General features: G+C 67.2%; 27 protein-coding genes. 7 read left to right on the top strand and 20 right to left on the bottom strand.

The features are described 5' to 3' along the window. Nucleotides 1–70: 70 nt before the first annotated feature. The 6 genes from ACW17V_RS08870 to ACW17V_RS08845 all read right to left on the bottom strand — a co-directional run bounded on the left by ACW17V_RS08870 (nucleotide 71) and on the right by ACW17V_RS08845 (nucleotide 3890). Nucleotides 71–427 (bottom strand): ArsC family reductase, encoded by a 357-nt coding sequence (locus tag ACW17V_RS08870; RefSeq protein WP_492108461.1) that lies wholly within the window; start codon nucleotides 425–427, stop codon nucleotides 71–73. A gap of 57 nt (nucleotides 428–484) precedes the next feature. Continuing rightward, nucleotides 485–1057, bottom strand: a complete 573-nt coding sequence (locus ACW17V_RS08865; RefSeq protein WP_492108460.1) for a 2'-5' RNA ligase family protein — start codon at nucleotides 1055–1057, stop codon at nucleotides 485–487. Between the two features lie 3 nt (nucleotides 1058–1060). After that, entirely contained in the window at nucleotides 1061–1405 is a 345-nt protein-coding gene (locus ACW17V_RS08860; protein WP_492108459.1) for a DUF8776 family protein, read from the bottom strand. Between the two features lie 148 nt (nucleotides 1406–1553). Further along, nucleotides 1554–2711, bottom strand: coding sequence for a glutathionylspermidine synthase family protein (locus ACW17V_RS08855; RefSeq protein ID WP_492108458.1), 1158 nt, complete (start codon nucleotides 2709–2711; stop codon nucleotides 1554–1556). A 5-nt stretch (nucleotides 2712–2716) separates the two neighbouring features. Then, complete coding sequence (locus ACW17V_RS08850; RefSeq protein ID WP_492108457.1) at nucleotides 2717–3442, bottom strand: PspA/IM30 family protein; 726 nt, start codon at nucleotides 3440–3442, stop codon at nucleotides 2717–2719. A 22-nt stretch (nucleotides 3443–3464) separates the two neighbouring features. After that, nucleotides 3465–3890 carry a YjfI family protein gene (locus tag ACW17V_RS08845; RefSeq protein ID WP_419255155.1) on the bottom strand — a complete coding sequence of 142 codons (426 nt, stop codon included), beginning with the start codon at nucleotides 3888–3890 and terminating at the stop codon, nucleotides 3465–3467. A 173-nt stretch (nucleotides 3891–4063) separates the two neighbouring features. On the opposite strand from ACW17V_RS08845, the gene ACW17V_RS08840 reads away from it, so the two are divergent. The 4 genes from ACW17V_RS08840 to kynU are packed head-to-tail and all read left to right on the top strand — an operon-like array spanning nucleotide 4064 to nucleotide 7048. Further along, entirely contained in the window at nucleotides 4064–4705 is a 642-nt protein-coding gene (locus tag ACW17V_RS08840; protein WP_492108456.1) for a DUF2491 family protein, read from the top strand. A 17-nt stretch (nucleotides 4706–4722) separates the two neighbouring features. Continuing rightward, nucleotides 4723–5136, top strand: coding sequence for a DUF350 domain-containing protein (locus ACW17V_RS08835; RefSeq protein ID WP_492108455.1), 414 nt, complete (start codon nucleotides 4723–4725; stop codon nucleotides 5134–5136). A 47-nt stretch (nucleotides 5137–5183) separates the two neighbouring features. After that, complete coding sequence (locus tag ACW17V_RS08830) at nucleotides 5184–5786, top strand: DUF1190 domain-containing protein (RefSeq protein WP_492108454.1); 603 nt, start codon at nucleotides 5184–5186, stop codon at nucleotides 5784–5786. Nucleotides 5787–5803: 17 nt separating this feature from the next. After that, nucleotides 5804–7048, top strand: coding sequence for a kynureninase (kynU, locus tag ACW17V_RS08825; RefSeq protein ID WP_492108453.1), 1245 nt, complete (start codon nucleotides 5804–5806; stop codon nucleotides 7046–7048). A 54-nt stretch (nucleotides 7049–7102) separates the two neighbouring features. Here kynU and ACW17V_RS08820 read toward each other — a convergent pair whose 3' ends face one another. The 8 genes from ACW17V_RS08820 to ACW17V_RS08785 all read right to left on the bottom strand — a co-directional run bounded on the left by ACW17V_RS08820 (nucleotide 7103) and on the right by ACW17V_RS08785 (nucleotide 15746). Then, nucleotides 7103–7663, bottom strand: a complete 561-nt coding sequence (locus ACW17V_RS08820) for a hypothetical protein (RefSeq protein WP_492108452.1) — start codon at nucleotides 7661–7663, stop codon at nucleotides 7103–7105. A 350-nt stretch (nucleotides 7664–8013) separates the two neighbouring features. Beyond that, nucleotides 8014–9573 carry a glutamine-hydrolyzing GMP synthase gene (guaA, locus tag ACW17V_RS08815; protein ID WP_492108451.1) on the bottom strand — a complete coding sequence of 520 codons (1560 nt, stop codon included), beginning with the start codon at nucleotides 9571–9573 and terminating at the stop codon, nucleotides 8014–8016. Between the two features lie 55 nt (nucleotides 9574–9628). Then, nucleotides 9629–10903 (bottom strand): RsmB/NOP family class I SAM-dependent RNA methyltransferase, encoded by a 1275-nt coding sequence (locus tag ACW17V_RS08810; protein ID WP_492108450.1) that lies wholly within the window; start codon nucleotides 10901–10903, stop codon nucleotides 9629–9631. 4 nt (nucleotides 10904–10907) lie between these two features. Beyond that, on the bottom strand, nucleotides 10908–11303 hold the full coding sequence (locus tag ACW17V_RS08805) for an MAPEG family protein (RefSeq protein WP_492108449.1): 396 nt from the start codon (nucleotides 11301–11303) through the stop codon (nucleotides 10908–10910). 3 nt (nucleotides 11304–11306) lie between these two features. Beyond that, the gene (guaB, locus tag ACW17V_RS08800) at nucleotides 11307–12770 is read right to left on the bottom strand and encodes an IMP dehydrogenase (RefSeq protein ID WP_492108448.1); all 1464 of its coding nucleotides are present in this window, start codon (nucleotides 12768–12770) and stop codon (nucleotides 11307–11309) included. Nucleotides 12771–12850: 80 nt separating this feature from the next. Continuing rightward, nucleotides 12851–13915, bottom strand: coding sequence for a potassium channel family protein (locus ACW17V_RS08795; RefSeq protein ID WP_492108447.1), 1065 nt, complete (start codon nucleotides 13913–13915; stop codon nucleotides 12851–12853). Then, nucleotides 13912–14622 (bottom strand): RlmE family RNA methyltransferase, encoded by a 711-nt coding sequence (locus ACW17V_RS08790; protein WP_492108446.1) that lies wholly within the window; start codon nucleotides 14620–14622, stop codon nucleotides 13912–13914. The genes ACW17V_RS08795 and ACW17V_RS08790 overlap by 4 nt, the downstream gene beginning before the upstream one ends. Continuing rightward, nucleotides 14619–15746 carry a Ppx/GppA phosphatase family protein gene (locus tag ACW17V_RS08785; protein WP_492108445.1) on the bottom strand — a complete coding sequence of 376 codons (1128 nt, stop codon included), beginning with the start codon at nucleotides 15744–15746 and terminating at the stop codon, nucleotides 14619–14621. Before ACW17V_RS08785 ends, ACW17V_RS08790 begins: the two co-directional genes overlap by 4 nt. Before the next feature lie 154 nt (nucleotides 15747–15900). Here ACW17V_RS08785 and hspQ point away from each other — a divergent pair, with 154 nt between their 5' ends. Continuing rightward, nucleotides 15901–16230 carry a heat shock protein HspQ gene (gene hspQ / locus ACW17V_RS08780; RefSeq protein ID WP_062146137.1) on the top strand — a complete coding sequence of 110 codons (330 nt, stop codon included), beginning with the start codon at nucleotides 15901–15903 and terminating at the stop codon, nucleotides 16228–16230. Between the two features lie 81 nt (nucleotides 16231–16311). Continuing rightward, on the top strand, nucleotides 16312–17193 hold the full coding sequence (gene phhA, locus ACW17V_RS08775) for a phenylalanine 4-monooxygenase (protein WP_492108444.1): 882 nt from the start codon (nucleotides 16312–16314) through the stop codon (nucleotides 17191–17193). Here the strand turns inward: phhA and ACW17V_RS08770 are convergent. Continuing rightward, the gene (locus ACW17V_RS08770; protein WP_492108443.1) at nucleotides 17151–18374 is read right to left on the bottom strand and encodes an acyltransferase family protein; all 1224 of its coding nucleotides are present in this window, start codon (nucleotides 18372–18374) and stop codon (nucleotides 17151–17153) included. The genes phhA and ACW17V_RS08770 overlap by 43 nt on opposite strands. Before the next feature lie 123 nt (nucleotides 18375–18497). Between ACW17V_RS08770 and ACW17V_RS08765 the strand changes: the two genes are divergently transcribed. Beyond that, a complete protein-coding gene (locus tag ACW17V_RS08765) occupies nucleotides 18498–19307 on the top strand; it encodes a LytTR family DNA-binding domain-containing protein (RefSeq protein ID WP_492108442.1) in 810 nt (269 codons plus the stop codon). Here ACW17V_RS08765 and ACW17V_RS08760 read toward each other — a convergent pair. Genes ACW17V_RS08760 through ACW17V_RS08740 form a run of 5 tightly spaced genes read right to left on the bottom strand, consistent with a single transcriptional unit; the run spans nucleotide 19304 to nucleotide 24829 of the window. Beyond that, nucleotides 19304–19795, bottom strand: a complete 492-nt coding sequence (locus tag ACW17V_RS08760) for a GNAT family N-acetyltransferase (RefSeq protein ID WP_492108441.1) — start codon at nucleotides 19793–19795, stop codon at nucleotides 19304–19306. The two genes, ACW17V_RS08765 and ACW17V_RS08760, sit on opposite strands and share 4 nt — an antisense overlap. Next, entirely contained in the window at nucleotides 19792–21132 is a 1341-nt protein-coding gene (gene astB / locus ACW17V_RS08755) for an N-succinylarginine dihydrolase (protein ID WP_492108440.1), read from the bottom strand. The genes ACW17V_RS08760 and astB overlap by 4 nt, the downstream gene beginning before the upstream one ends. Then, nucleotides 21129–22583 (bottom strand): succinylglutamate-semialdehyde dehydrogenase, encoded by a 1455-nt coding sequence (astD, locus tag ACW17V_RS08750; RefSeq protein ID WP_492108439.1) that lies wholly within the window; start codon nucleotides 22581–22583, stop codon nucleotides 21129–21131. The genes astB and astD overlap by 4 nt, the downstream gene beginning before the upstream one ends. Continuing rightward, nucleotides 22580–23584: an arginine N-succinyltransferase gene (locus ACW17V_RS08745; protein WP_492108438.1), complete on the bottom strand. Its 1005-nt coding sequence runs from the start codon at nucleotides 23582–23584 to the stop codon at nucleotides 22580–22582. The genes astD and ACW17V_RS08745 overlap by 4 nt, the downstream gene beginning before the upstream one ends. Further along, entirely contained in the window at nucleotides 23585–24829 is a 1245-nt protein-coding gene (locus ACW17V_RS08740; protein WP_492108770.1) for a hydrolase, read from the bottom strand. Nucleotides 24830–24848 lie beyond the last annotated feature (19 nt).

Below are 24848 nucleotides of genomic sequence, written 5' to 3'. Positions count from 1 at the left end.
AATAGCCCCGCTTCGCCCCGGTTGTCGTCTTAAATTCCGCCGACTCGCGCTTTGCGCAAAGTCGAATGCCTCAACCGGCCTTTCCGAAGGCCCGCGCATAGACATCCGGCTTGAAGCCTGCGGTCAAGTTTCCGTCGATGTCGAGTATGGGTCGCTTGATCATCGAAGGCTGGGCCTGCATCAGATCGATCGCCCTGCCCGCGTCCAGATCCTGCTTGTCGGCGTCCGCCAGCTTGCGAAACGTCGTGCCGGCCCGGTTTAGCACCGTCTCCCAGCCCAGCGCGTCGACCCAGCGCTCCAGGCTGCCCCGGTCGATCCCGGCGACCTTGTAGTCGTGAAAGGCATGGGCGACGCCCTGCCCGTCCAGCCAGTCGCGGGCCTTCTTCATCGTGTCGCAGGCCTTGATGCCGTAGATCGTGACGCTCATGGCCCGGTCCTTTCCTGAAGGCGCCGACGGGTAGCCGCGCTGCCCTCCTGGCGCAAGTCAGCCGACGAGCCGATAGCGGGCCAGAACCTCATGCCGCCCCTTGCCGTGATGGCTGATCACGAGGGCGAACTCGCTCACGGTCCAGCTCACGGGCTCGATAGCGGCGATGACCGCGCCCGGCTGACCATAGACGACCGTCAGATGGGGCGTGAAGTTCATGTGGGAGCCGTCGAGCCTCTCCCAGGCCAGGGCATGGCGAAGGGCCGCCTGGAAGGCTTCCAGCGCCTTCAGCCCTTCACCGCCACGCAACACCACGTTCCCGGGGAAGCCGCCGATCTGGTCGAAGGACACCTGAAACGGCCCCATCGCCACTTTAGACGCCGCGCGCGTGATCCGCTCGATCAGGCTCGCCGGGACCTCATCCCAATAGTCGAAATGACCGAGGGTGACGTGCATCAGGTCCGGATTGAAGACCGCGCCGCCCAACCCGTTATCGAGCTGGTAGCGACGGCCGCACGCCTGGGCGGCCGTCTTGGCCTGCTGGTCCGGATAGACCATCAGGATCAGGTGCTTGTCGCGAGGCGCGGCCTCGAAGCCAAACAGCGAGGGCTGCTCGGAATCGCGCGCCATGGATCAGTCCGCCTTTGCGGCGGCCAGGTTGCCGCGCAGGCGTTGAGCAACCGCGCCCAGGGTGATGGCCGACAGCGCCTCTTCGACCTCCAGAGTGTCGTCCGTAGAGGCGATCAGCGCCAGCCGGTGGGTGAAGTCGGTCACCGCCGTGATGTGCTGGGCCAGCAGGTCGACCGTATGCAGTTCCTGCATCACCTGATTGCGGCTCTCTGGCGGGCTCACCGCCAGGATCTGCCCCAGCGCGTCGTCCAGCTTTCCGCAGGCCTCAGCGGCGATCGACATTTCCGCCGAAACGGCCGCCAGAATCGCGGCGATGCTCGAGCCCGCGCTGTCCTGTTCCGAAGTCATCATTCCCCCGACGTTCAGTCTCTGTGTGTTTCCGATCCGTGCGCGCATCGCGACGGCCGGCCAAAGGTCACGTTGGAGTGATCCCGGGTCTGACCGCAAGGGCGATTACGCCCATCAGGCGAATTGCCGCGCCCGATCCGGGGTTGCCTCAAGCCTCGATGATATGCGGAACAAAGCGCGCTAGGTTCTTGGTGACCACGCTGTCGTCCTCGCGGATGCCGATTCCGGCCGGCTCATTGCCCACCATCCAGGCCCCGACGACGGGGTGCTTGCCGGCGAAAACCGGCGGCGGGTGATAGGCCTGCAGGATCGCGCCTTCCTGGCCGTAGCCTTGGTCCAGCACGGGTTCTTCGCCGCCGATGATCTCGACATTGGCGCCTTCCCGCGAGAACAGCGGCTTGCGCACATGGCGCGGCCCAAGGGCCGAGGCGCGGGGATCGTCCTCGAAATAGGCTTCCAGCAAATTGGGGTGCCCGGGGTGGCGCTCCCACAGCAGGGGCAGGATGCCCTTGTTGGAGAGGATCGCCTTCCACGGCGGCTCCAGCCAGCGCACGCCTGCGGTCTTCAGGTGCGCGGCATAGGGCTCGCGCAGCATGAACTCCCACGGATAGAGCTTGAACGCCGCCTGGACGATGAAGCCCTCATGGTCGACGAACTGGCCCTCGCCGTTCACGCCAATGGCGTCGATGGCGACGAACTTGGGATCCAGTCCCGCCTGCAGGGCGAGATCTTCAAGGAAACGAACGGTCTGGCGATCCTCGATCGCCGAAGCATCGCTGGCGAAATGGACGAAGCCGCCGGTCGGAAACAGGGTCTTGAACCGGTCGCGCAAGGCCTCGAACAGGCTGTTGAACTGGTCAGTCCCCGCCGGCAGGGCGCCGGAGGCCAGCAGTTCCTCAAGCCATAGCCATTGGAAGGTGGCCGCCTCGAAGACGCTGGTCGGGGTGTCGGCGTTGTATTCGTAGAGCTTGGGCTTGGCAGCGCCGTCATAGCCGAAATCGAAACGGCCATAGAGCGAAGGCTCCTTGGCGCGCCACGAGGCGGCGATGAAGTCCTGGTGCGCGGCCGGGATCGCCAACCGCGTCATCAGGGCCTCGCTGCCGACCGCCTCGTCGACGAGGTCCAGGCAAAGCTCGTGCAGCTCGGCCGCCGCCGGCTCCAGATCGTCCTCGATCTGGGCCAGGGTGAAGGCATAGGCCGCCGACTCGTCCCAATAGGGCTGGCCGTCGGTGTGATGGTAGACGAAGCCGACGGCGTCGGCTTTCGCCTGCCAGTCGGCGCGCGGCGTCAGGTCAAGTCGGCGCATGCGCTCTAGGTTTCGCTCGACTTCTGCTCGATCTGCAGCGGGGCCGCGGCCGGGGGGGCCAGACGGGCCAGGATGTCGTCGGCCGAGGACTGACCCGGGCCGATGCCGGCCAGGCGCAGCTTTTCGTCCAGATCGGCGCCGGTGCGACGGTCTTCCAGTTCGCCAGCGGCCTTGATGCGCTCGCCGCGAATGGCCTGCTTTTCCTTGATCCGGGCCAGGCTGTCGGCGGCCGAGCCCAGCGACGAGCCGGCGCCCGCGCCGCGCGCGGCGACCGAGGCCTGGGCCTTCTGGACGGACTCGTTGACCTTCACGACCTCGACCTCGCGACGGAGGGTTTCGATGCGGCGGTCGGTGGCGGTGATGGCGGTGTGGAGCTGATCCTCGGCGGCGCGCATGCCCTCGATCTGGGGCTCCTTCAGGGCAATGTCCTGCTCGAGGTCGGCGATGCGCTGGGCCACCTGGCGAGCCAGGTCCATGTCGCCCTTGCCGACGGCGGCGCGGGCCGAGCCTTCGTACTTGGTCACCTGCTCGCGGAAGCTGGACACTTCCTTTTCCAGGATACGACGACGAGCGACCAGCGTGGCCATGTCGTCGCGGGCCTTGCCTTGGGCAGTGTCGGCGTCGCGGATTTCCTGATCCAGGATCCGGATGGCGTTGGCGTCGACGACGGCGGCCGAGGCTTCATGCGCGCCCGCGCGGCCCAGGGTGAACAGCTTGCGCCAGATGGACATCGGTGGGTCTCCGGGAACGATATTAGGCGGGGGTGAAGGACGAGCGCAGATCGGAAGCGGCCTCGATGGCGTTCTCGGCCAGGACGCGCAGCTCGATCAGGATATCGTCCAGCGACGAGGACGGCGCCAGTTCGCCGAACAGTTCGTAGTAGTCGCGGTCGCCGACCGTACCGATGCCGAAGTTCGACAGCGGCACCAGCTTCTGGGCCTTGAGCAGGAACTCGTTGAAGGCGTGGCGGTCTTCCTGTTCGTCGACCGGCCACAGCAGGACCGAGGCGGCGATCTGTTGGTCGCTGACGCTGACGAAGATTTCCAGGTCGCCCTGCTCGTGCATGGTGACCAGCAGGATGGGATCAGCGCCTTCGACGACGCGGGCCGTCATCGCGTCACTGAGGCCATCCGACAGGGCGGTCTGCAGCGAGCGAACAGTCCAGGCGGGGGTCGTCATGGGGCGTCATCCTCCAGAGGTCTTGGCGTTTCATACAAGATGGGAGGCCGAACGCCAGTCGTCGAGAGCATCGCCCTCGCGTTCGCCATGACAAGTTCGTAATGGCGCAGCCCCTGTTGCCCGGCCAGCGGGCGTCGTACACATAGAGGGAGTCGCCAACGGGTCCGCTTTTGATGTTCAGCAAGCTTTTCGGACGCAAGGATGCGGCGCTCGCCGCGCCGGCCCTGCCCGCCATCCGCAATGTCACGCTGGGTCGAACCGTCTGGCTGGACACCCTGGCCTGGCGACGGTTTGGCGGCGACACGCGATTCTCGCTGGATCGCGACACGCTGGAGATCACCGCCCAGGGTCTGGTCGATCTGAAGGACGGCGGGTTCGTCCATCGGTTCTATACTGACGACCACGTGATGTTTCAGGCGGTGTCCGACGATCGCGAGGGCCAGCGCCTGACCGATGTGACGGTCTTCATGCCCTGGGACAGCGCCTACCCCGGCGGCCGCGCCGATCGCGAGGCCTGGGCCGCGCGGCTGAAAGCCCGCACCTTCACCGCCAAGGGTTTGGCGGAGTATGCGCGGCTGTGGTTCGGCGACGAAGCCGAAAGCCAGGACCCCGTCACCTTCTGGGAAGACCTGCACGACGATCGGGATGGCATTCCGGATCGGCGCATCTTCCAGACCTGCATGCTGTTTGCCCGCGACCTGCCGGGCGACGGCCGCGAACTGCTGCTCGCCATCGAGCAGGAGAGCGAAGACCACGAGGTCTCGTTCGAGATCATGCTCGGCATCCCGCTGGAAGCCGGCGAATTCAAAGCCTGACCGGAAAGAGACAGACCATGTTCGATCTTCAGGGGTTCGCCACCAGCGCCCTCGCCTTCCTGGTGGCCTTTGTCGCCGCCGGCCTATTCACCGTGGCCTTCAAGGTCATCTATCAGTGGGTGACGCCCTATCATGAGGGCACGCTGATCCGCGAAGGCAACGTCGCCGCAGCGCTGGTCCTGGGGGGCGCCCTGGTCGGCTATGTGCTGCCGCTGGCCTCGGCGCTCAGCCACACCGTCTCGCTGGTCGAGTTCTGCGCCTGGGCCGCCCTGGCCGGCGTGATCCAGATCGCCGCCTTCACCCTGATCCGCATGGTGGTGATGAAGGACGTCGCCGCCCGCATCGAGCGCGGCGAACTGGCGGCCGGCGTCTATCTGGCCAGCATCTCCATCGCGGTGGGCCTGCTCAACGCCGCCTGCATGACCTCATGAGCCGCGCCATGACCGATCAAGCCCGACCCCGCCAAGCCAGGTCTCAAATGAAGCGCTCGCGCAGCCTGACCCTGACCACCCTGATGGCGGGCGCGGCTGTGTCGATCACCGCCTGCGACAACGCCCCGGCCGTCACCCAGTGGGGCGATCCGCCGGCGGCGCAGTCCGGCCGCGCGGTCGAGGCCCGCACCTTCACCAGCCTGGACGAGTGCAAGGCCTCGGGCGACTTCACCGCCCAGCAGTGCGAAACCACCCTGGCCCAGGCCCAGAAGGACAGCGCCGAGAACGCGCCCAAGTTCAACGACCAGCAGTCCTGCGAGGAACGCTACGGCGTCGACCAGTGCGTGCCGCGCTCCAGCCAGGGCGGCGGCAGCTTCTTCACGCCCCTGCTGACCGGCTTCATCATCGGCCAGGCGCTCAACAACATGGGCGGCGGCTATCGCGGCGCGCCGATGTATCGCGACCGCGACGGGACCTACTACGGCGGCAGCGGCTATCCGCTGTCGCGCGACTATGTCACCGGCCGCACGCGGGTGCGTTCGGAAAGCTTCGATGCGCCCTCGCGCGCCGAGGCCCCGAGCCGCGTCCAGAGCCGCAGCTCGGTGATCTCGCGCGGCGGCTTCGGCGGCGGACGCTCGTTCGGCGGGTGACGAAACCCTCTCCCGTCATGACCCCGCAGCTTTCCCGCGCCGCCGCCCAGGCGATGGACATCGCCGATCCGCTGGCCGCCTTCGTCGCCGAGTTCGCCCTGCCCGAAGGCGTCGTCTATCTGAACGGCAACTCGCTCGGTCCGGCGCCCAAGGCCGCCCTGGAGCGCGTGGCCCAGTCGGCGCGGGAGGAATGGGCCAACGGCCTGATCACCAGCTGGAATACGGCCGGATGGTTCGCCCTGCCCTACCGCCTTGGGGATCGCCTGGCGGGCCTGATCGGCGCGGCGCCTGGCGAGGTCGTTCTGACCGACGGCACCGGGATCAACCTCTTCCGTGTCGTCTCCGCCGCCCTGGCCCTGCGCCCGGAACGGCGCGTGGTCGTGATGGAAGGCAGCAACTTTCCGACCAACAACTACATCGTTCAGGGCCTGATCCAGTCGCTGGGCAAGGGTCACCAGATCCGCTTCGCCGAGAAGGACGCCCTCGACGCCGCCATCGACGACGATGTCGCCGCCGTCGTCCTGACCCAGGCCCACTACAAGACCGCCCACGTGCTCGACATGGCCGGCGTCACCGCCAGGGCGCACGCCCATGGCGCGCTGGCCATCTGGGACCTGTGCCACAGCGCCGGCGCCCTTCCCGTAGACCTCAACGGCTGCGAGGCCGACTTCGCGGTCGGCTGCACCTACAAGTATCTCAACGGCGGCCCGGGCAGCCCGGCCTTCCTGTTCGTCGCCAGCCGCCACCAGGGCGCGGCGGCGCAGCCCCTGACAGGCTGGTGGGGCCACGGCGCGCCGTTCGCCTTCGACCGCGACTATCGCCCCGCCGAGGGTATCGGCCGCATGCTGACGGGCACCCAGCCGATCCTCAGCATGGTCGCCACCGAGGCCGGGATCGACATGATCGAACGCGCCGGGACGGAGGCTATCCGCGCCAAGTCTCTGGCCCTCGGTACGCTGTTCCAGGACCTGATGGCGGCGCGCCTGCCGGACGCCGGCTTCGTGCTCGGCAGCCCCGCAAATCCCGCCGACCGGGGCGGCCATATCGCCTATGACCACCCCTCGGGCTATCCGATCATGAAGGCCCTGATCGCGCGCGGCGTGATCGGCGACTTTCGCGCCCCGGCCACCATGCGCTTCGGTTTCGCGCCTCTGCACCTGCGGTTCGTCGACGTGTGGGACGCCGTCGACCGCCTCGCCGAGATCATCGAAAACGACATCTGGCGCGAACCCGCCTATGCCGCCGTCGACGCCGTCACCTGAAAGGCCAACCCGCGCCGGCTCCGCCACGCCGCAGCGATCTCAGCATCTGTGCGGCTAGGGCGCCGGCCTGGGTCGTGTCAGGTCGAAGGAGACCCGGAACACCCGCCCCGGTCGCGCCAGTTGATAGGTGAAGGTGTCTTGGGTTAGCCCCAGCGACCAGACATTGGTGTTGGACACGGCGCGATCCAGCCGTGCGAAAAGGGCGCGCGACTCCGCGTCCACCGGAAAGCTCTGCAAGGCGCCCGAGCCCGCGTCGACCGTGTCACCGCCATAGCGTGACAGCTCGTCCTCGACGCCATCGGCGTGACGGTGATCGTGCTTCAGCCGCAAGCGCCCCTCGCCCAGCCGGGTGATCACCCAGGTCCGCGAGCGATCCTCGCCGACCCGGAAGGGAATACGGATTTCGTTGGCGTCGCAGCGCGCCACGGTCATCACCAGTTCGACCTTGCGAAACGGGTCATCGACCGCGTCGCCCGTCACCACCTGCCCCGTGAAACTCTTGCCGCAGAGCGTTTGCAGCTGGGTGAAAAACTGATCAGCCGCGGTTTGCGCCGAAGCCAAGGTCGGAGCGGCCGCCAGCCAGGCCATCGCGCAGAGCGCCAGGATCGGTTTCATTCAAATCTCCCGAGAGGAACCGCCGACGGTCGGACGATTAACCACCGATTGCGGACAGGACGTGCGAGACTGTCGATCGTCGCGTGGCGCGGACGCCGCCGTGGCTATCGCCACTCGACGATGATTGCCACGATCGACGGCGAGCCGCCAAGTCGAGCGTGCGCGACGGAAAGAAACGCACCATGAAAGAGACCAAGGGCAAGTCGAAGAAGCAGGCCCCTCCGAAAGCCAATGCGTCCAACCCCAGCGTCAAGGGTGACATGGCGACCCTGTTCAAGAAGAAATAGGCCCGCCATCGCCCGCCGGCCGCCCCATCAGAAGGGTCGGTCGGCGATGCGATCAGTCTCTGCCTATTCCCACTCAATCGTGCCGGGCGGCTTGGACGTTACGTCATAGACGACGCGATTGACGCCCCGGACCTCATTGATGATCCGGGTCGCGGTCTTGCCCAGGACGTCCCAAGGGAATTCGAAGAAGTCGGCGGTCATGCCGTCAGTTGAGGTCACCGCGCGCAGGGCCAGAACGTTCTCATAGGTGCGGGCGTCGCCCATGACGCCGACGGTCTTGACTGGCAGCAGCACCGCGAAGGCCTGCCAGATCTTGTCATAGAGGCCCGCCTCGCGGATCGCTTCCAGATAGATGGCGTCGGCCTGCTGCAGCACGGCGACCTTCTCGGGCGTGATGTCGCCGGGGATGCGGATGGCCAGGCCAGGACCCGGGAACGGATGGCGGCCGACGAAGGCCGGGGCCAGGCCCAGCTCGACGCCCAGGGCGCGGACCTCGTCCTTGAACAGTTCGCGCAGGGGCTCGACCAGCTTCAGCTTCATGAAGTCGGGCAGACCGCCCACATTGTGGTGGCTCTTGATCACCGCCGAGGGACCGCCACGCGCCGAGACGCTCTCGACCACGTCCGGATAGAGCGTGCCCTGGGCCAGGAAGTCGGCACCGTCGATCTTGGCGGCCTCGCGGTCGAAGATGTCGATGAACTTGCCGCCGATGATCTTGCGCTTGGTCTCGGGATCGCTGACCCCGGCCAGGGCGCCCAGGAACTCGGCCCCGGCGTCCACGTGGACCAGCGGGATGTTGTAGTGGTCGCGGAACAGGGTGACGACCTGCTCGGCTTCGTTGTGTCGCAGCAGGCCAGTGTCGACGAACACGCAGGTCAGCTGGTCGCCGATGGCTTCGTGGATCAGCACGGCGGCGACCGAGCTGTCGACGCCGCCCGAGAGGCCGCAGATCACCTTGCCGGTCCCGACCTGGGCGCGGATCTTGCCGACCATTTCCTGGCGGAACGACGCCATTGTCCAGTCGCCCTTCAGGCCGGCCAGCTTCAGGAAGTTGCGATAGACCTGCGTGCCGTTGACCGTGTGCACGACCTCGGGGTGGAACTGCACCGCGTAGATCTTGCGCGCATCGTCGGCGATGGCCGCGAACGGGGCGCCGTTCGAGGTCGCGATCACCTCGAAGCCGTCGGGGATGGCGGTGACCCGGTCGCCGTGGCTCATCCAGACGGTTTCCAGCTCGCCGACACCAGCCAGGCCTTCGAACAGCGGATTGACCTTGCCGATGGTCAGCTCGGCGCGGCCGAACTCGCCGGAGTGTCCGCCCTCGACCTTGCCGCCCAGCACGTCGCACAGCAGTTGCTGACCGTAGCAGATGGCCAGCAGTGGCACGCCCAGATCAAAGAGCTTCTTGCCGATGCGGGGGCTGTCGGCCTCGAGCACGCTGGCGGGACCGCCCGACAGGATGATCGCCGAGGGGGCGTAGTCGTCGACGATGGCCTCGGCCTTGTCGAACGGATGGATCTCGCAATAGACGCCCGCCTCGCGCACCCGGCGGGCGATCAGCTGGGTCACCTGGCTGCCGAAATCGACGATCAGAACGCGCTGGTGATGGACGGGGGCGGTCATGGGCGATGGGTCTCCGGCGTGTTCAGGTCGGACCTTCTCCCCATGGGGGAGAAGGCTATTGCGGCGTTCGTTCCAGCACGGCGGCGAAGAAGCCGTCCGTATCGGCGGTGTGGGGCGTCAGGCGCAGGTAGCCCTGGGCGCTGACATGGTCGGCGATAGCTTCGGACGTGATCGGCTTGACCGCGAAGTTGGGCCGGCGCGCCAGGAAGGCGGCGACGCGGTCCTCGTTCTCCTCGACCAGCAGAGAGCAGGTCACATAGACCAGGCGGCCGCCCGGCTTCACGAAATCGGCGGCGTCGATCAGCACGCTGTCCTGCTCGATCTGGCGCTTGGCCAGCTGATCGGGCGACAGGCGCCATTTCGCATCAGGGTGGCGGCGCCAGGTGCCTGAACCCGTGCAGGGCGCATCGACAAACACAACGTCCAGCTTGCCCTCGAGGCCCTTCAGCGGCTCGGCCTCGATCGGCGAGCGGATCTGCAGGTTGCGGACCCCTGCCCTCTGGCCGCGACGGATCGTGTCGGCCAGGCGGCGGGCGTCGCTGTCGTGGGCGAAGATCTGGCCGGTGTTGTTCATCGCCGCCGCCAGGGCCAGCGTCTTGCCGCCACCGCCGGCGCAGAAGTCCAGCACCTGCTTGCCCTTGATCTCGCCGGCCATCGTCGCGGCGATCTGGGAGCCCAGGTCCTGCACCTCGAACCAGCCCTTGGAGAAGGCCGGAACGGCTTCCACCGAAGGCGTGCGATCAGCAGCTTGCGGCGCGGGAATACGAAAGGCGTTTTCCAGCACGCCAGCCGGCTCGCCGCCGATCAGGGCCACGGCTTTAGCGCCGCGCTCGGCGTCAGTCTTGATGGTGTTGATGCGTAGATCGACAGGAGCCCGTTGCGACAGGGCCGCCATCTCGTCGCGAACGCCGTCGCCGAGGGCGCGGGCCAGGAAGGGCTCGAGCCAGTCGGGATAGTCGCCGGCCACAGCAGCCGGCGCATCTGCCAGAGAGGCCGGCGTCGCCAGGGCCTTGATCTCGGCCTCGGCCAGAGCGCCCGCGCCATGCTCTTCGCCCGCCGCCTCGGCGACGCGCTCGGGCGACCAGCCCCAGACGTGGGCCAGGACGCCCAGCACCACGCCGCGCGCGGAGCTGTCGCCCATCATGAAGCCCAGCGAGCGCTTGCGACGCAGGGCGTCCAGCACCAGGCCCGACACGAAGGCCCGATCCTTGGAGCCGGCATAGCGCGCGCTCTCGCCCCAGCGCTTCAGCGCCATCTTCACCGGAAAATGCCGCGCCTCGATCTCGGCCAGAACCTCGATCGCTGCTGAAACCCGTCCTCCGTCCCGCATGGTCTCAGACCACCATGGCCGCGAGGACCATCCCGAGACCGATCAAGGACAACAGCCAGACGAAGCTGCGGACATAGGGAATGCCGAACGCATAGAGCGGCACATAGACCACCCGAGCCGCCACATAGAGCAGCGCGCCATGGGCGGTCAGATAGCCGATCCGGCCCGAGAGATAGGTCACCAACACGGCGGCGGCGAACAGCGGAAAGGTCTCGCGGAAATTGGCGAAGGCGCGTTCGAGGCGCCCCGCCATTCCGGTCAGCACCACAGGTTCGTCGCGCGGGCCGACGTTCCACTTCAGACCCCGCTGCGGTTGCGCGGCGGCGGAGGCCCACAGCAGGTGGACCAGTCCGACCAGGACCGCGGCGGCAAGGAGTTGAAGTTCGACGGCGACCCGCATGTTCTAGACCGCGCTCGGATAGTTGGGCGCCTCGCGCGTGATCATCACGTCGTGGACGTGGCTTTCCCGCAGGCCGGCGCCGGTGATGCGCACGAAGCGGGCGCGGCTCTGAAACTCGGCGATCGTGGGGGCGCCGACATAGCCCATGGCGGCGCGAAGACCGCCGACCAGCTGGTGCAGAACAGGGGCGATGGCGCCCTTGAACGGCGTCTGGCCCTCGATGCCTTCCGGCACCAACTTGAAGCTGTCGGTCACTTCCTTCTGGAAGTACCGGTCGGCCGAACCCCGCGCCATGGCGCCCACCGAGCCCATGCCGCGATAGCTCTTGTACGAACGCCCCTGGTACAGGAACACCTCGCCGGGCGCCTCTTCGGTGCCGGCGAACATCGAGCCCATCATGGCCGTGCTGGCGCCGGCGGCGATGGCCTTGGCCAGGTCGCCCGAATATTTGATGCCGCCATCGGCGATAACCGGCGTTCCGCTTTCCCTGGCGGCGCGGACGGCCTCCATGATTGCGGTCAGCTGCGGCACGCCCACGCCCGCGACGATGCGGGTGGTGCAGATCGAACCGGGGCCGATGCCGACCTTCACCGCGTCGGCGCCGGCGTCGATCAGGGCGCGGGCGGCGTCATAGGTGGCGATGTTGCCGGCGACGATCTGGACGCGGTTGGCTTCGCGCTTCAGGCGGCTGACCGCCTGGGCGACCTGGCTGGAGTGGCCATGGGCGGTGTCGATGACGACGACGTCGACGCCGGCGTCCACCAGGCCCATCGAACGCTCGAAGCCGGCGTCGCCGACGGTCGAGGCCGCGCCGACCAACAGGCGGCCCTTGTCGTCCTTGGCCGCCAGGGGGTGAGCCTGGGCCTTCTCGATGTCCTTGACCGTGATCAGGCCAACGGCGCGATAGCTTTCGTCGACGACGATCAGGCGCTCGATCTTGTGCTTGCGCAGCATCTCGCGCGCTTCGCGGTGATCGATGCCCTCGGACACCGTGATCAGGTTCTCGCGGGTCATCAACGCCGAGGCCGGGACCTTGTCGTCGCCCTCGAAGCGCATGTCCCGGTTGGTCAGGATGCCGACCAGCTTGCCCGTGTCGCGCTCGACCACCGGGAAGCCCGAGATCTTGCGGCGGGCCTTGATCTCGCGGATCTCGGCCAGGGTGGTTTCCGGGTTGATGGTCAGCGGATTGATGACCATGCCGCTTTCGTAGCGCTTCACTTCGCGCACATGGTCGGCCTGCTCGTCCACCGTCAGATTGCGGTGCAGGATGCCCATGCCGCCGGCCTGAGCCATGGCGATGGCGAGGCGGCTTTCGGTGACCGTGTCCATGGCGGCGGACACGAGCGGGATGTTCAGACTGATTTCACGCGTGAACTTGGTCTCGGTCGTCACCTGGGTCGGCATGACGTCGGACGGACCGGGTTCGAGCAAAACGTCGTCGAAGGTGAGCCCTTCGCGAATCTCCATTGGAGTCTCCATTTTGCGGCGCGGGTATAGCGGCGGGGTCCGGGTTTGTCGAGCCGCTCAAGACACTTCGCGGTCTGGTTCTAGGTCGACCCCGAAGCCGCTTCCTCAAACAGGCCGTCGAGCGCGCCGCGCCCCAGCTTGGACAGCAGCACAAGGCCGTCTCCGGCCTCGATGGGATGGTCAGGGGCCGGCTTGGCGATCACCGCCCCGTCCGGCCGGTTGATCTGCAACAGGAACGCCGCGCCGGCGCGGCGCTCGATCTCGCCGGCTGTTAGCGCGCCGTGCGAGACATCACGCGGCACGACCAGGATTTCGAGATCCAGGCCAAGACGGTCGAGGGCCTTGTCCAAGGTCGCGCCCGCCTGTCCGCCCCGAAAGATCTGCGCCATCTCGGGAAACAGGATCAGTTCAGCGATCCGCTCGGCCCCGATGTGGGTGGGCAACACCACCCGGTTCGCGCCGGCCTGCAGCAGCTTGCCCTCGGTCGAAGGACGCTCGCCGCGGGCGATGATGTGGAGCTTGGGGCTGAGGCTGCGCGCCGAAAGCGTGATGAACACATTGGCCGCGTCGTCGGCGAGCACCGTGGCCATCACCTTGGCGCGCTCGATATGCACCGCCTTCAGCATCGCCTCGTCGGTGGCGTCGCCCTGCCGGCAAAGATGCCCCAGCTCGAGCGCGTGCTGGGCGCGCGCCTCGTCGCGCTCGATGATCACCAGCTTCGAGCCGGCCGCCGCCAGCTCGCTGGCCAGCATCATGCCGATCCGGCCAAAGCCACAGATGATGGTGTGGCCTTCCAGCCGCTCGATGGTCTTTTCCACGCGTTTACCGAAGAATTGTTCGAGTTGGGTCTGGGTCAGGGCCTGCACCAGCGAGCCGGTGACGATGATGACCCCGGTGCATCCGAACACCATCGTGGCCATGGTGACGAGGTGCAAGTAGTCGGTGTCGATCGGGCGAACCTCGCCATAGCCGACCGTGAAGATGGTGAGGGTGACCATGTAGAGGGCGTCGCCGAACGGCCAGCCGGCCGCTCCGTAGGCAACGATCGCGCAAGCGGCGACAAACAGGACGAAGGCGATCGAAAGCGCCAGGTTGCGAAACGGTCGCGAGACCAGGCTTTCGATGCCGCCCGCCGACCTGCTCACCGCCCCCGGAACCCCGTCGCCACCAGGAACACCTCCGAGCTGTCGGCGCGGCTGGCCTTGGGCTTGTAGTGGACAACCTTGTCGAAGTTCTTCTTCAGGCGGGCGATCACGTCAGCCGTCTCGCCGCCCTGGAAGGCCTTGGCCACGAAGGCGCCGCCGGGCTTGAGCACCTCGATGGCGAACTCCGCGCCCATCTCGATCAGACCGACAATGCGCAGGTGGTCGGTCTCGCGGTGACCCACGGTGTTGGGCGCCATGTCCGACAGCACCACGTCCGGCGCGCCGCCCAGCAGCTCGATCAGCTTGGGCGGACAGGCGTCGTCGGTGAAGTCCATCTCCAGGATGTGGGCAGGCTCGACGGGATCGACCGGCAGCAGGTCGACGCCGACCAGCTGGGTGACCCCGCGCTCGACCGCGATCTGCAGCCAGCCGCCGGGCGCGCAACCCAGGTCGATGACCCGAGCGCCCTTCTTGAAGAAGCCGAACTTCTCGTCGATCTCGCTGATCTTGAAAGCCGCGCGGCTGCGATAGCCCATGGCGCGAGCCTTGGCCGAGAACGGGTCATTGATCTGCCGCTCCAGCCACGCCTGTTGAGACGTCGTGCGGCCATAGGTCTTCTTCAGGCGCGCGGGCTTGGTGCGGCCAGCATCGGTGCCGCCGGCCGGCGGCTTGACCATGCGCTTGCGGGGCGGTTCTTCTTCGGTCATTCGGACACCGGCTTGAACTTGGACGCCCCGCCACGGCGGCGCCGACGCGGGCGGCGCTGCTGTTCGGACATCAGGGACATCAGAAGCCCCTCTCTAAGCCCTCGATCGGCCACACGCACGCGCGAACACGGCCAAAGCTCCTGAACGGCCTGAAGAATCGCCGCGCCGGCCAGGACCAGGTCAGCCCGATCGGCGCCGATGCACGGCTCCAGCGCCCGCTCGGCGGCCGTTAGAGCCAGCAGTCGATCAGCCGCGATCTCGCAATCCTTGCGGTCCATCCACAGGCCGTCGACGACATTGCGGTCATAGCGCTGCAGGCCCAGATGCAGGCCCGCCAGGCTGGTAATGGCGCCGGAGGTGCCGACCAGATGCGCCCGGCCGCTGGCGAACACCTCGCGCATTGGCTCGGCATGGGGGAAGGCCTCGATCCGCGCCTTGACGTCGTCGACCATGGCCCGGAACCAGCCCTCCTCGACCCGATCGCCTTCGGGGAAGCGTTCGGCCAGGGTCACCACCCCGACCGGGATCGACAGCCAGGCCCTGATCGGCAGCTTCCAGGCCGCGAACTGGCGCGGCTTGGCGTCCAGGCCCTCGCCCTTCAAGTCCACCCAGGACAGTTCTGTCGAGCCGCCACCCACATCCACCACCAGAGCGGCGTCGGCCTCGCGGTCAAACAGGCTCATGCAGCCGGCGACGGAAAGCTGAGCCTCTTCGCGCGGCGTGATGATCTGCAGACGCAGGCCGGTTTCCTCGGCCACGCGCTGAACGAAGGCGGCGCCGTTGTCGGCCCCGCGACAGGCCTGCGTGGCCACGGCCTTGATCTTGATCGCCTTGCGACGGCGGATTTTCTCGGCGCAGACCTTCAGGGCCGCCATCGAGCGATCCATGGCCGCGTCCGACAACTTGCCAGTCTGCGAAAGCCCCTCGCCCAGGCGAACAATGCGGGAATAGGCCTCGACGACGCGGAACCCGCGCGGAGATGGCGTCGCCACCAGGAGGCGACAGTTATTGGTGCCCAGATCGAGCGCCGCATAACACGACTGCTCGCCCGGCGGCCGCCGACGCCGGCCGCTCTCCTCACGAGGAGAATGCGGCGCGTCGGGCGCGCGCGGCGCCTCCGACATGGTCTTTCCACCTGTCTCGCAGACGCCGCAAATCACGGCGCCTCACTTCGAAGCGGAGCATAGCAACGCGGCGGTGGCGGGCGGAAGCCTTGTTATCCGTCTGCGGAACTCTGCGTTCAGGATTCAGTCAGGTGAGCCTGCTATCCTTAACCGCATGAATTCGAGATTCGCCAAATTCGCGATCGGCCAGGTGGTCAAGCACCGGATCTTCCCGTTCCGGGGGGTCGTGTTCGACGTCGACCCCGTGTTCGCCAACACCGACGAGTGGTGGGAATCGATTCCCGAGGACATTCGGCCGATCAAGGACCAGCCGTTCTACCATCTGCTGGCCGAGAACGACGAGAACACCTACGTCGCCTATGTGTCGGAGCAGAACCTGCTGGCCGACGAGACCGGCGAGCCGGTGCAGCACCCGCAGACGGCGGTGATCTTCGAGTCCTTCGATCACGGCGCCTACAAGCTTCGCCCCCGGATTTCGCACTAGGCGCAAGTCTTCTCCGGCGAACCTGGCTTTCGGCGCAAATTCCGGACGATATTTGCGACTAATGGGGCGTAGCGTCGTCTCATGAGCGCAGACGGCTTTACCCCCTCGCCGCCGCCCGGAACCCGGGCGGACTGGACCATCGATCAGGGCTGGGAAAGCTATTCCCAGGCTGAGCACGATGTCTGGATCACGCTCTATGAGCGCCAGACAGCCATGTTGCCGGGACGAGCCTGCGACGCCTTCCTGAAGGGCCTCGACGCCTTGGACTTGCACCGCTCAGGCATTCCTGACTTCGCGCGGATCAACGACGAACTTCAGCGCCTGACGGGCTGGAGCGTGGTCGCCGTGCCGGGCCTCGTGCCCGACGATGTCTTCTTCGACCACCTGGCCAATCGCCGCTTCCCCGCCGGGCAGTTCATCCGCAAGCCCGATGAACTGGACTACCTGCAGGAACCCGACATCTTCCACGACGTGTTCGGCCACGTGCCGATGCTGACCGACCCGGTCTTTGCTGACTACATGCAGGCCTATGGCCGGGGCGGACAACGTGCGCTGGACCTGGGGCGGCTGGCCAATCTCGCGCGCCTTTACTGGTACACCGTCGAATTTGGCCTCATGCAGACGCCGCAGGGCCTGCGAATCTATGGCGCGGGCATCGTCTCGTCGCGGGCCGAGTCGATCTTCGCCCTGGACGATCCCTCCCCCAACCGCATCGGCTTTGATCTGGAGCGGGTGATGCGCACCCCCTACCGGATCGATGATTTCCAGCAGGCCTATTTCGTCATCGACTCGATCCAGACCCTGCAGGAGGTCACCCTCCAGGACTTCGCGCCGATCTATGACCGGCTGGAGGGCGCCTGCGACATCGGTATCGCCGAGATCCTGCCCGGCGACACCGTGTTCACAAGCGGGACCCAGGCCTATGCCGCGACGGGCGGCCGGCTGGCCTCGGCGCGGGGCTGAGCCTTCAGGCCAAACAACCAGCACACCACAGGGATGCGTCGGACGATCTCGTAGGCGCCGAAGCAGCCCGCGAAGGTCACACCGATCAGGATCGTCCCCTCCAGGCCCTGCGGCAGGGCAAGCTTGGCCAAGTGATGGGCTAAGACCACAATCAGGGTCTGATGGACGATATAGAGCGGGAAGACCGCCAGGGTCAGGTAGCGTAGAGCCGGCGCATCGCGGTTCAAATGCTTGGCGCCAAAGCCCAGGATGGCGGCGATCGCGCACCACTGGTTGATCGAATAGACGCACCGCATGAACAGGCGCAGGGCCTGCGCCGGATTTGCGTCGTCGGCGCGATAGAGCCAGGCATAGCTCGCCCAACCCGCCCAGCAGACGACCGCCAGCACCAGCGCCAGCCAGCGCGCGCCGATCAGCCGCTCCCGCAGAACGTCCGACTTGGCCAGGCCAAAGCCGAGCAGGAAGGCCCCAAACGACACCGCGTGGTTGTACCAGTCGTCGGTCAGGGCATGGCTGATCTCGAACAGCGGCATCAGAAACATGCGTGTCACGGCCAGGAAGGCGATGGGCCAGATCAGCAGGCCCGGTCCCTTCAGTATGCGCTCCAAGCCGCCCTGGAACCTGACGCCCAGCTTGGGCAGCAACGCCAGCATCAGAGCCAGAACCAGCGAATAGACCAGCAGATAGGCCACGAACCACATGTGGTTCCAGGTCGGGGTGACCAGGCACTTGCCCTCGTCCGGGCCGCACCACTGGCCCGAAGCGGTGGCGTATTTTGCCCAGAAACCGGCATAGGACTCGAAGCCCGTCAGCCAGCCGGGGTGAGCCGCCGCATATTCGATGACCTGATAATAGGACTGAGGCGGAACGATCACGAACATGGCGAAGACCAGCGGCGGCAGCAGCCGCGCGATCCGCGCCGTGGTGAGCTTTCCGACGCTGACCTTGTCGGCCATGAACCGCGTCGCCGCGCCAGACACCAGGAACAGCAGGGTCAAACGCCACGGATTGGTCAGTTGCATCAGGGGCTCGATCGCCTCGACCGGATGCGGGCTCTTCACGTGCCAGTCCCACGGTACGTAGAACATGCCGACGTGATACAGAATCAGCAGGAAAAATGCGCCGACCCGGATCCAGTCCAGGTCGTAGCGACGGTCGAAGGATGAAGCGGTCGTGGTCATGAAGAGGCGCCCGGCTTGAAAAGGGATGAGAAGGTCGTGCCTCGCGACGTCCAGACCCGCCAAGAGCCTCGGGATCGGCGGGCCCTGTCGGGGACGAGCGGAAAACCAGGCGGGATCAACGGCGTGCTTTTCGGGATGAGCGGCGAAGAGTGGCGCTCGATCCTGCGGGCCTGGCTGCTGGGGATTGGCCTGATCGCCACCATCTGCGTCGTCAACATCCTGACGATCCAGCACGATGACCCCGATCTGCCGCCCCTGTTTCCGGTCCTCTGGGAAGGCAGCAGCGCGCTGGTCACCCTGGCGATCTTCGCCATTCCGGCCGCCGTCGCGCTCTGGTCTCATCGCAAACGCCCGCCGTGGTGGCAGGCCGCGCCAGTCCATCTCGTGGCGGTCCTGGCCTATTCGGCCCTGCATGTGGCGGGCTTCGTGGCGCTGCGGAACCTGGCCTATCTGGCGCTGCTGCAGCAGACCTACGATTTCGGCGACCTCTCCCGCGAGTTCCCGTACGAGTTCCGCAAGGACCTGCTGGCCTACGGTATCGCCTGGAGCATCTTCTTCCTGGCGCTGCGTCAGGGTCGCCAGCAGGCCTCCGCCCTCGCCTCGCCCTCACTGGCGACCTTCGACATCCAGGATGGCGCGCGGCTGGTGCGGGTGCCCATCGACCACATCCTGGCCGTGCGGTCGGCCGGCAACTATGTGGAATTCGTGCTGGTCGACAGCCGCCGCCCCTTGATGCGCACGCCCCTGGCCACCGTCCAGACCGACCTGACCGAGCACGGCTTCGTGCGCAGCCACCGCTCGTGGCTGGTCAACAAGGCCAAGGTCACAGGCCTGCGTCCCGAAGGCTCCGGCGACTACGCCGTCGAACTGGGCGAGCTGGAGGCTCCGCTCTCGCGCCGCTTCCCGGAGGCCCTGGCCGCGCTGCGCGGCTAGATCAGCATCCCCATCAGGATGTCATCCTCAAGCCGCCCGTCGGGATAGCGCCCGCGCGCGACCTGCCGCCCCTCATGCTTGAAACCCAGCCGTTCATACAGCCGGATCGCGCCGGGATTGCCGGCTCCGGCCGCCAGCTCGATCCGCAGGATCGGCGGCTCCATCGCTCTTGCATGCGCGATCAGCGCCTCGAACAGCCTGGAGCCGATCCCCAGGCCCTGGCGATCCGGATGGACGGCGACGGTCAGATTGGACAGGACATGGGCGAAGAGCGCCACGGTCTCGCGGCCCGCATGGATCTCGCCCCAGATCGCGCCGTCGGGGCCGACGGCCACGAAGCTGACCCCGGCCAGGAAACGCTCGACATAGTCCCGAGTGATCTCATCCGGACGCCGCGCCAGGCCATCGGGAACGGCGGCGACCGCCTTGTGCAGATCGACCAGCGCCGTGACGTCGCTAGAGGTCGCGGGACGGATTTCGAAGCTCATGCGCCCCTCTGGAACGGATAGAAATCGCCGCCAAGGTCGAGGATGCCCGTCAGTTCATCCAGGGCCTCGCGCACCTCGGTGAGCAGGGCCGGGTCGGCCAGATCGCTCGGCGCCAAACGGTCGCGATAGCGGCGCTCGACCCAGTCAGCGAGACGGGCGTGCAGACCGGCGTCGAAACGCTGGGCGGAATTGGTCGCCGCCAGTTCCGCGTCCGTCAGCACGACGCGAAGGCGTAGACAGGCAGGCCCGCCGCCGTTGCGCATGCTCTGACGGACATCGACATAGTCGACCCGGCCGATGGGGCCATTGGACGTCGCCAAACTCTCGGCCACGGCAAAGGCGCGGGGATTGTCGCGGGTCTCGGCCGGAGCCAGCAGCACCAGACGGTCCTCGCCGGGAATGACCAGCAGCTGCGAATTGAACAGATAGCTCGCCACCAGATCGGCCATCGGCAGGTCGGCTTCGGAGACCTCGACAAACGCCGGCTCGAACAGGCCCTCCGCCGCCGACCGGACGTCGGCCTCCATGTCGGCCCGATCCTCGAAGGCGCGCTCGTGGAAGAACAGGCACTCGCGCGTGCCGACGCAAACGACGTCGTTGTGGAAGGCGCCGCCATTGATCGCCGCTCGACCCTGGCGCGGGAAGATCGCTCGGGCCGCCCCGTGGCGGCGCGCAACGGCCTCGAAGGCCTCCCGGGTCTGGCGGGCCGGATAGCGGCCCTCCCAGTGCTCCCAGGCCTCGCGGCCCCAGACGAACAGGTTGACGCCCGGTGCCCCGTGCTCGGCGCACAGCCGCACATGATTGGCCGCGCCCTCGTCGGCGAAATGAGGCTGGGACGGCAGCGGATCGTGGACGGCGAACTTGCTGGCATCGGGAAACAGGCGCCGAAGGCTGCGGGTGGTCTGCGGTCCCTCGAGGCTACGATGCAGGTTGGTCAGCAGATTGGCCGGCGTGAAGTGAACGCGGCCGTCGGCGGAGTCGGCGCTGGGGGTCACCGTGGCGGCGTTGGCGGCCCACATCGGCGAGGCCGAGCAGACGGCCGAGGCCAGGGCCGGCGCCTCTTTCCAGGCGCGCTCGAGAACCGCGCCATCGGAGCCCGAAAAACCCAGAGACTTCAGAAGACTTACATCGGGACGCTCATGCGGCGGCAGGGCGAACTGGGGCACGCCCAGATCAGCCAACTTGCGCATCTTGGACAGACCTTCCAGCGCCGCGCCGCGCGGGTTGGAAACCTCGCCGGCGTTCTTCTGGCTGGCCAGGTTGCCGGGCGACAGACCGACATAGGAATGGGTCGGCCCGACCAGGCCGTCGCAATTGGCCTCGACCGCTGAGATCATGTCCGCAAGCCCTTGATATCGCCAAGAGTATTGAGCACTGCATCAGCTTCGAAACTGGCCACTGGATAGGCGCAGTAGTCGGCCGCGTAATAGGCGCTGGGCCGGTGGTTGCCCGACGCGCCCAGTCCGCCGAACGGCATGCTGCCCGCCGCCCCTGTGGTCGGCCTGTTCCAGTTGACCACGCCCGCGCGGATTCGGTTGAGGAATTTATCCCAAAGCTCTGATTGATTTGAGATAAGCCCTGCCGACAAGCCGTATCGCGTGGCGTTGGCTGCGGCGATCGCCTCGTCGAAACTGGCCACCCGACGCACCTGCAGGAGCGGCGCGAACAGCTCCTCGTCGGCCACCTCAACGCCCGTCACGTCGACGAAGCCCGGCGACACAAAGGCGTCGCTCAGCCCCTCAACACCGCCCAGGGTGCGGATGCGCCGGCCGCCCAAGGCCTCGGCCCCGGCCTTGGCCAGGGCGGCGGCGCGGGCCGAGATGAGCGGCCCCATGAAGGGCTCGCTGGGACCATTCCATGGACCGGCGGTGAGGCGATCCGACAGGGCCGCCACCGCCTCGATCACCGCTCGGCCGGCCGCATCGTCCGACACGATCAGACGTCGTGCGCAGGAACAGCGCTGGCCGGTGGTGATGAAGGCCGACTGCACGACCAGGGCGGCTGCAGCCTCGGCGTCACCCGCATCCCAGACCACCAGCGGATTGTTGCCGCCCAGTTCCAGCGCCAGGATCACGTCTGGACGGTCGGCGAAATAGCGTCGGAAGAAGGCGCCGGCCTGGGCCGAGCCGGTGAACAGCAGCCCGTCGATCTCGTCGGCGATCAGGGCCTGGCCGGTCTCGCGACCGCCTTGGACGAGGTTGATGACCCCCGCCGGAACGCCCGCGGCTTCAAGGGCTTCGACCAGCATCTGACCGGCCAGCGGCGTCTCTTCCGAAGGCTTGAACACCACCGTGTCGCCCGCCAGCAGGGCCGGCACGATATGGCCATTGGGCAGGTGGCCGGGGAAGTTGAACGGACCCAGCACGGCCATCACGCCATGCGCGCGGTGGCGCAGCACGGCCCGGCCGAACGGCATGGCGTTGTCGATACCGCCCGTCCGTTCGTCATAGGCCTTGATCGACAGATCGACCTTGCCAGCCATCGAGCCCAGCTCGGCCTTGGTCTCCCACAGCGCCTTGCCGGTCTCGCGGCTCAGGGCCTCGGCGAAGGCGGGCGTGCGCTCGACCAGGATCTCCTTGTAGCGACGCAGGATGGCGATGCGCTCCTCGCGCGGACGATCAGCCCACGGCTGAAAGGCGCGCCGCGCGGCCGCAACTGCAGCGGCGACATCAGCCTGAGACGCCGTGACCTCGCGCCAGATCGTCTCGCTCGTGGTCGGGTCGATGGAGACCGCTTCAACGCCCGCGCCCGAACGCCAGACGCCGTCAATAAACACCCCGCCGCTCATGCCTTCACCCGCACCATGTCGCCTTCGGAAAGTCGCAGCGCCTGGGCCGCGTCGCGCCCCACGATCGCCGTTTCGCCGTCGATCAGCACCGGCGCCCGCACGGCCCGGAAACTGCCGATCTCACCCGTGGAGACCAGAGCTTCCTCGCCATAGGCGTCCTCGCCCAGCTTCAGGCGCAGCCGCCGCGCGTCGCGCACGGTCTTGATGTCGTCGCGCCGGGCCGCGACGGTCGGGCCGGCGTCGAAGATGTCGATCAGGCCCTGATAGCGGAAACCCTCGGTCTCCAGCATGGCCCGCGCCGCCTCGCCCTCGCGGTGCACGCGGCCGAGTACGTCGCGCGCCTCCTTGGGCAGCAGCTCGGCATAGATCGGATGGCGCGGGGCCAGATCGAGGATGAACTGGCCGTCGGTCGAAGCGCTCATCATGTCCGCCTCGTCGAATTCCAGCCGGAAGAACTTGCTGGCCACATGATCCCAGAACGGACAGCCGCCGTCCTCGTCGAACCAGCCGCGCAGCTCGGCCAGCACCATCTCGGCGAAACGCTCGGGCTCCAGGCCGATCAGCATATAGCGCGACTGGGCCAGCAGCCGCCCCGCCCCGCCCTTGCGGCGCTCGGGCTTGAGGAACAGCGAACCCACTTCCGACCACCCGGCGCACTCATTGACCAGCACAAGGGCCCGGTGGTCGAAACGCTTGTCCAGGGTCGGCGACGACTGGGCCAGGGTCACCACGCGGAACGAGAAGTGCGGACGCTTGAGGCCGACGCCGGCCTTGACCCCGGCCACGCCAATCACGTCGCCGGCCTCCAGGTCTTCCAGCATCAGGGTGTACCAGGCCTCGGGCGCGGCGACATCGGCCTTGAAGCTGGCGTCCGAAAGGTCGAGGCGCGAACGTAGGGTCTGCTCGTCTTCGGGCAGGCTGGTGAAGCCGCGCCCAGACAGCACGGCCAGCTCCATCAGGGAGTCGAAATCGGAGGGACCAGCGGGACGAACGACAAGCATTCAGACAGTCTCCATGGCCGCGCGGATCGATCTTCCGTCGATCTCGCCGCTGGCCAGTTTCATCAGGATCAGGGCCGAGAGCTGGGCGCGCTCGACAAAGCTTTCAGGCCAGGCGTGTTCGGCCTCGCTGTGGATGTCGCCGCCGCGCACGCCCAGGGTGTCGACATTGGGAAGGCCCGAGGCGAACAGATTGTTGCCCTCGCAGACGCCGCCGGACGGCTTCCAGGCGATGTCCTGGCCCAGCAGAGCGCCGACCTCCTTGACCGCCCCGAACAGCTTCTGCTGGGCGGCGTTGAACGGCTTGGCGCCGCGAGTGATCAGGCCGTGCAGATGGACGTGCAGCCCGTCGCGCGGCTCGTCCAGGATGCGGGCGACCTGCGCCTCGAACCAGGCGGCGGCCTCGGCGTCAGGAAAGCGCACATTGAACCGGGCGATGGCGACGTCGGGGACCATGTTCAGGGGTGAGCCGCCATCGATACGGGCGACGTTGATGGTGACGCCATCACGCTGACCATTCAGACCATGCAGGGCTTCGGCGATCCGGGCGGCGCCGATGACGGCGTTGCGGCCGGCTGCGAAGTCGCGCCCGGCATGGGCGGCCTTGCCGTGGACGACGACATGGAAATTGCCCGACCCCTTGCGTGACGAGGCCAGGGACCCGTCCGCCAGGGCCGGCTCGTAGGTCAGGCCCACATGGCCCATGCGGGCAAAATCGCTGAGGATCGGACCCGAGGCGATCGAGCCGATTTCCTCGTCGGGCGACAGCAGCACGCGGTAGCCGACCTTGGCCGAGTCGGGATGGCGCTCGAACGCTTCCAGCGCCGCCAGCATGACGCTGATCCCGCCCTTCATGTCGGCGATGCCCGGTCCATGCAGCGCGCCGTCCGGACGCGTCGTCACGGTCTGGAAGCCGCTGGTCTCGGGATAGACGGTGTCGTAGTGGCCGGTCAGCACGACCTGCAGCGGCGCCTCGGGCCGCACGACCACGGCAATGGCGGGCGTATGGTGCTGTTCGCCGACCCGACCGTCGGGGCCAATGACTTCCGAGGCCGCCAGAGGGATCTCGGTGGGCGCGCCCGGCAGCGCCGAGACGGCGTCGAGCAGAACCTGTCTCTGCCGCTCCAGCCCCGCCAGATGCAGACTGCCGGAATTGATCGCGCACCAGGCCACCGCCCGGTCAATGATCCGCCCGCCGTCCGAGGCGATAGCCTCCAGGACAGCGCGATCCTCGTCTTTGAGTCGCATAGACATGCCATTCCTCCCC

It is taken from the genome of Caulobacter sp. FV2ye17ST (assembly GCF_058680955.1).
The sequence above is the reverse complement of the archived record's forward strand: the minus strand, read 5'-3'. Positions and strand labels throughout refer to the sequence as shown.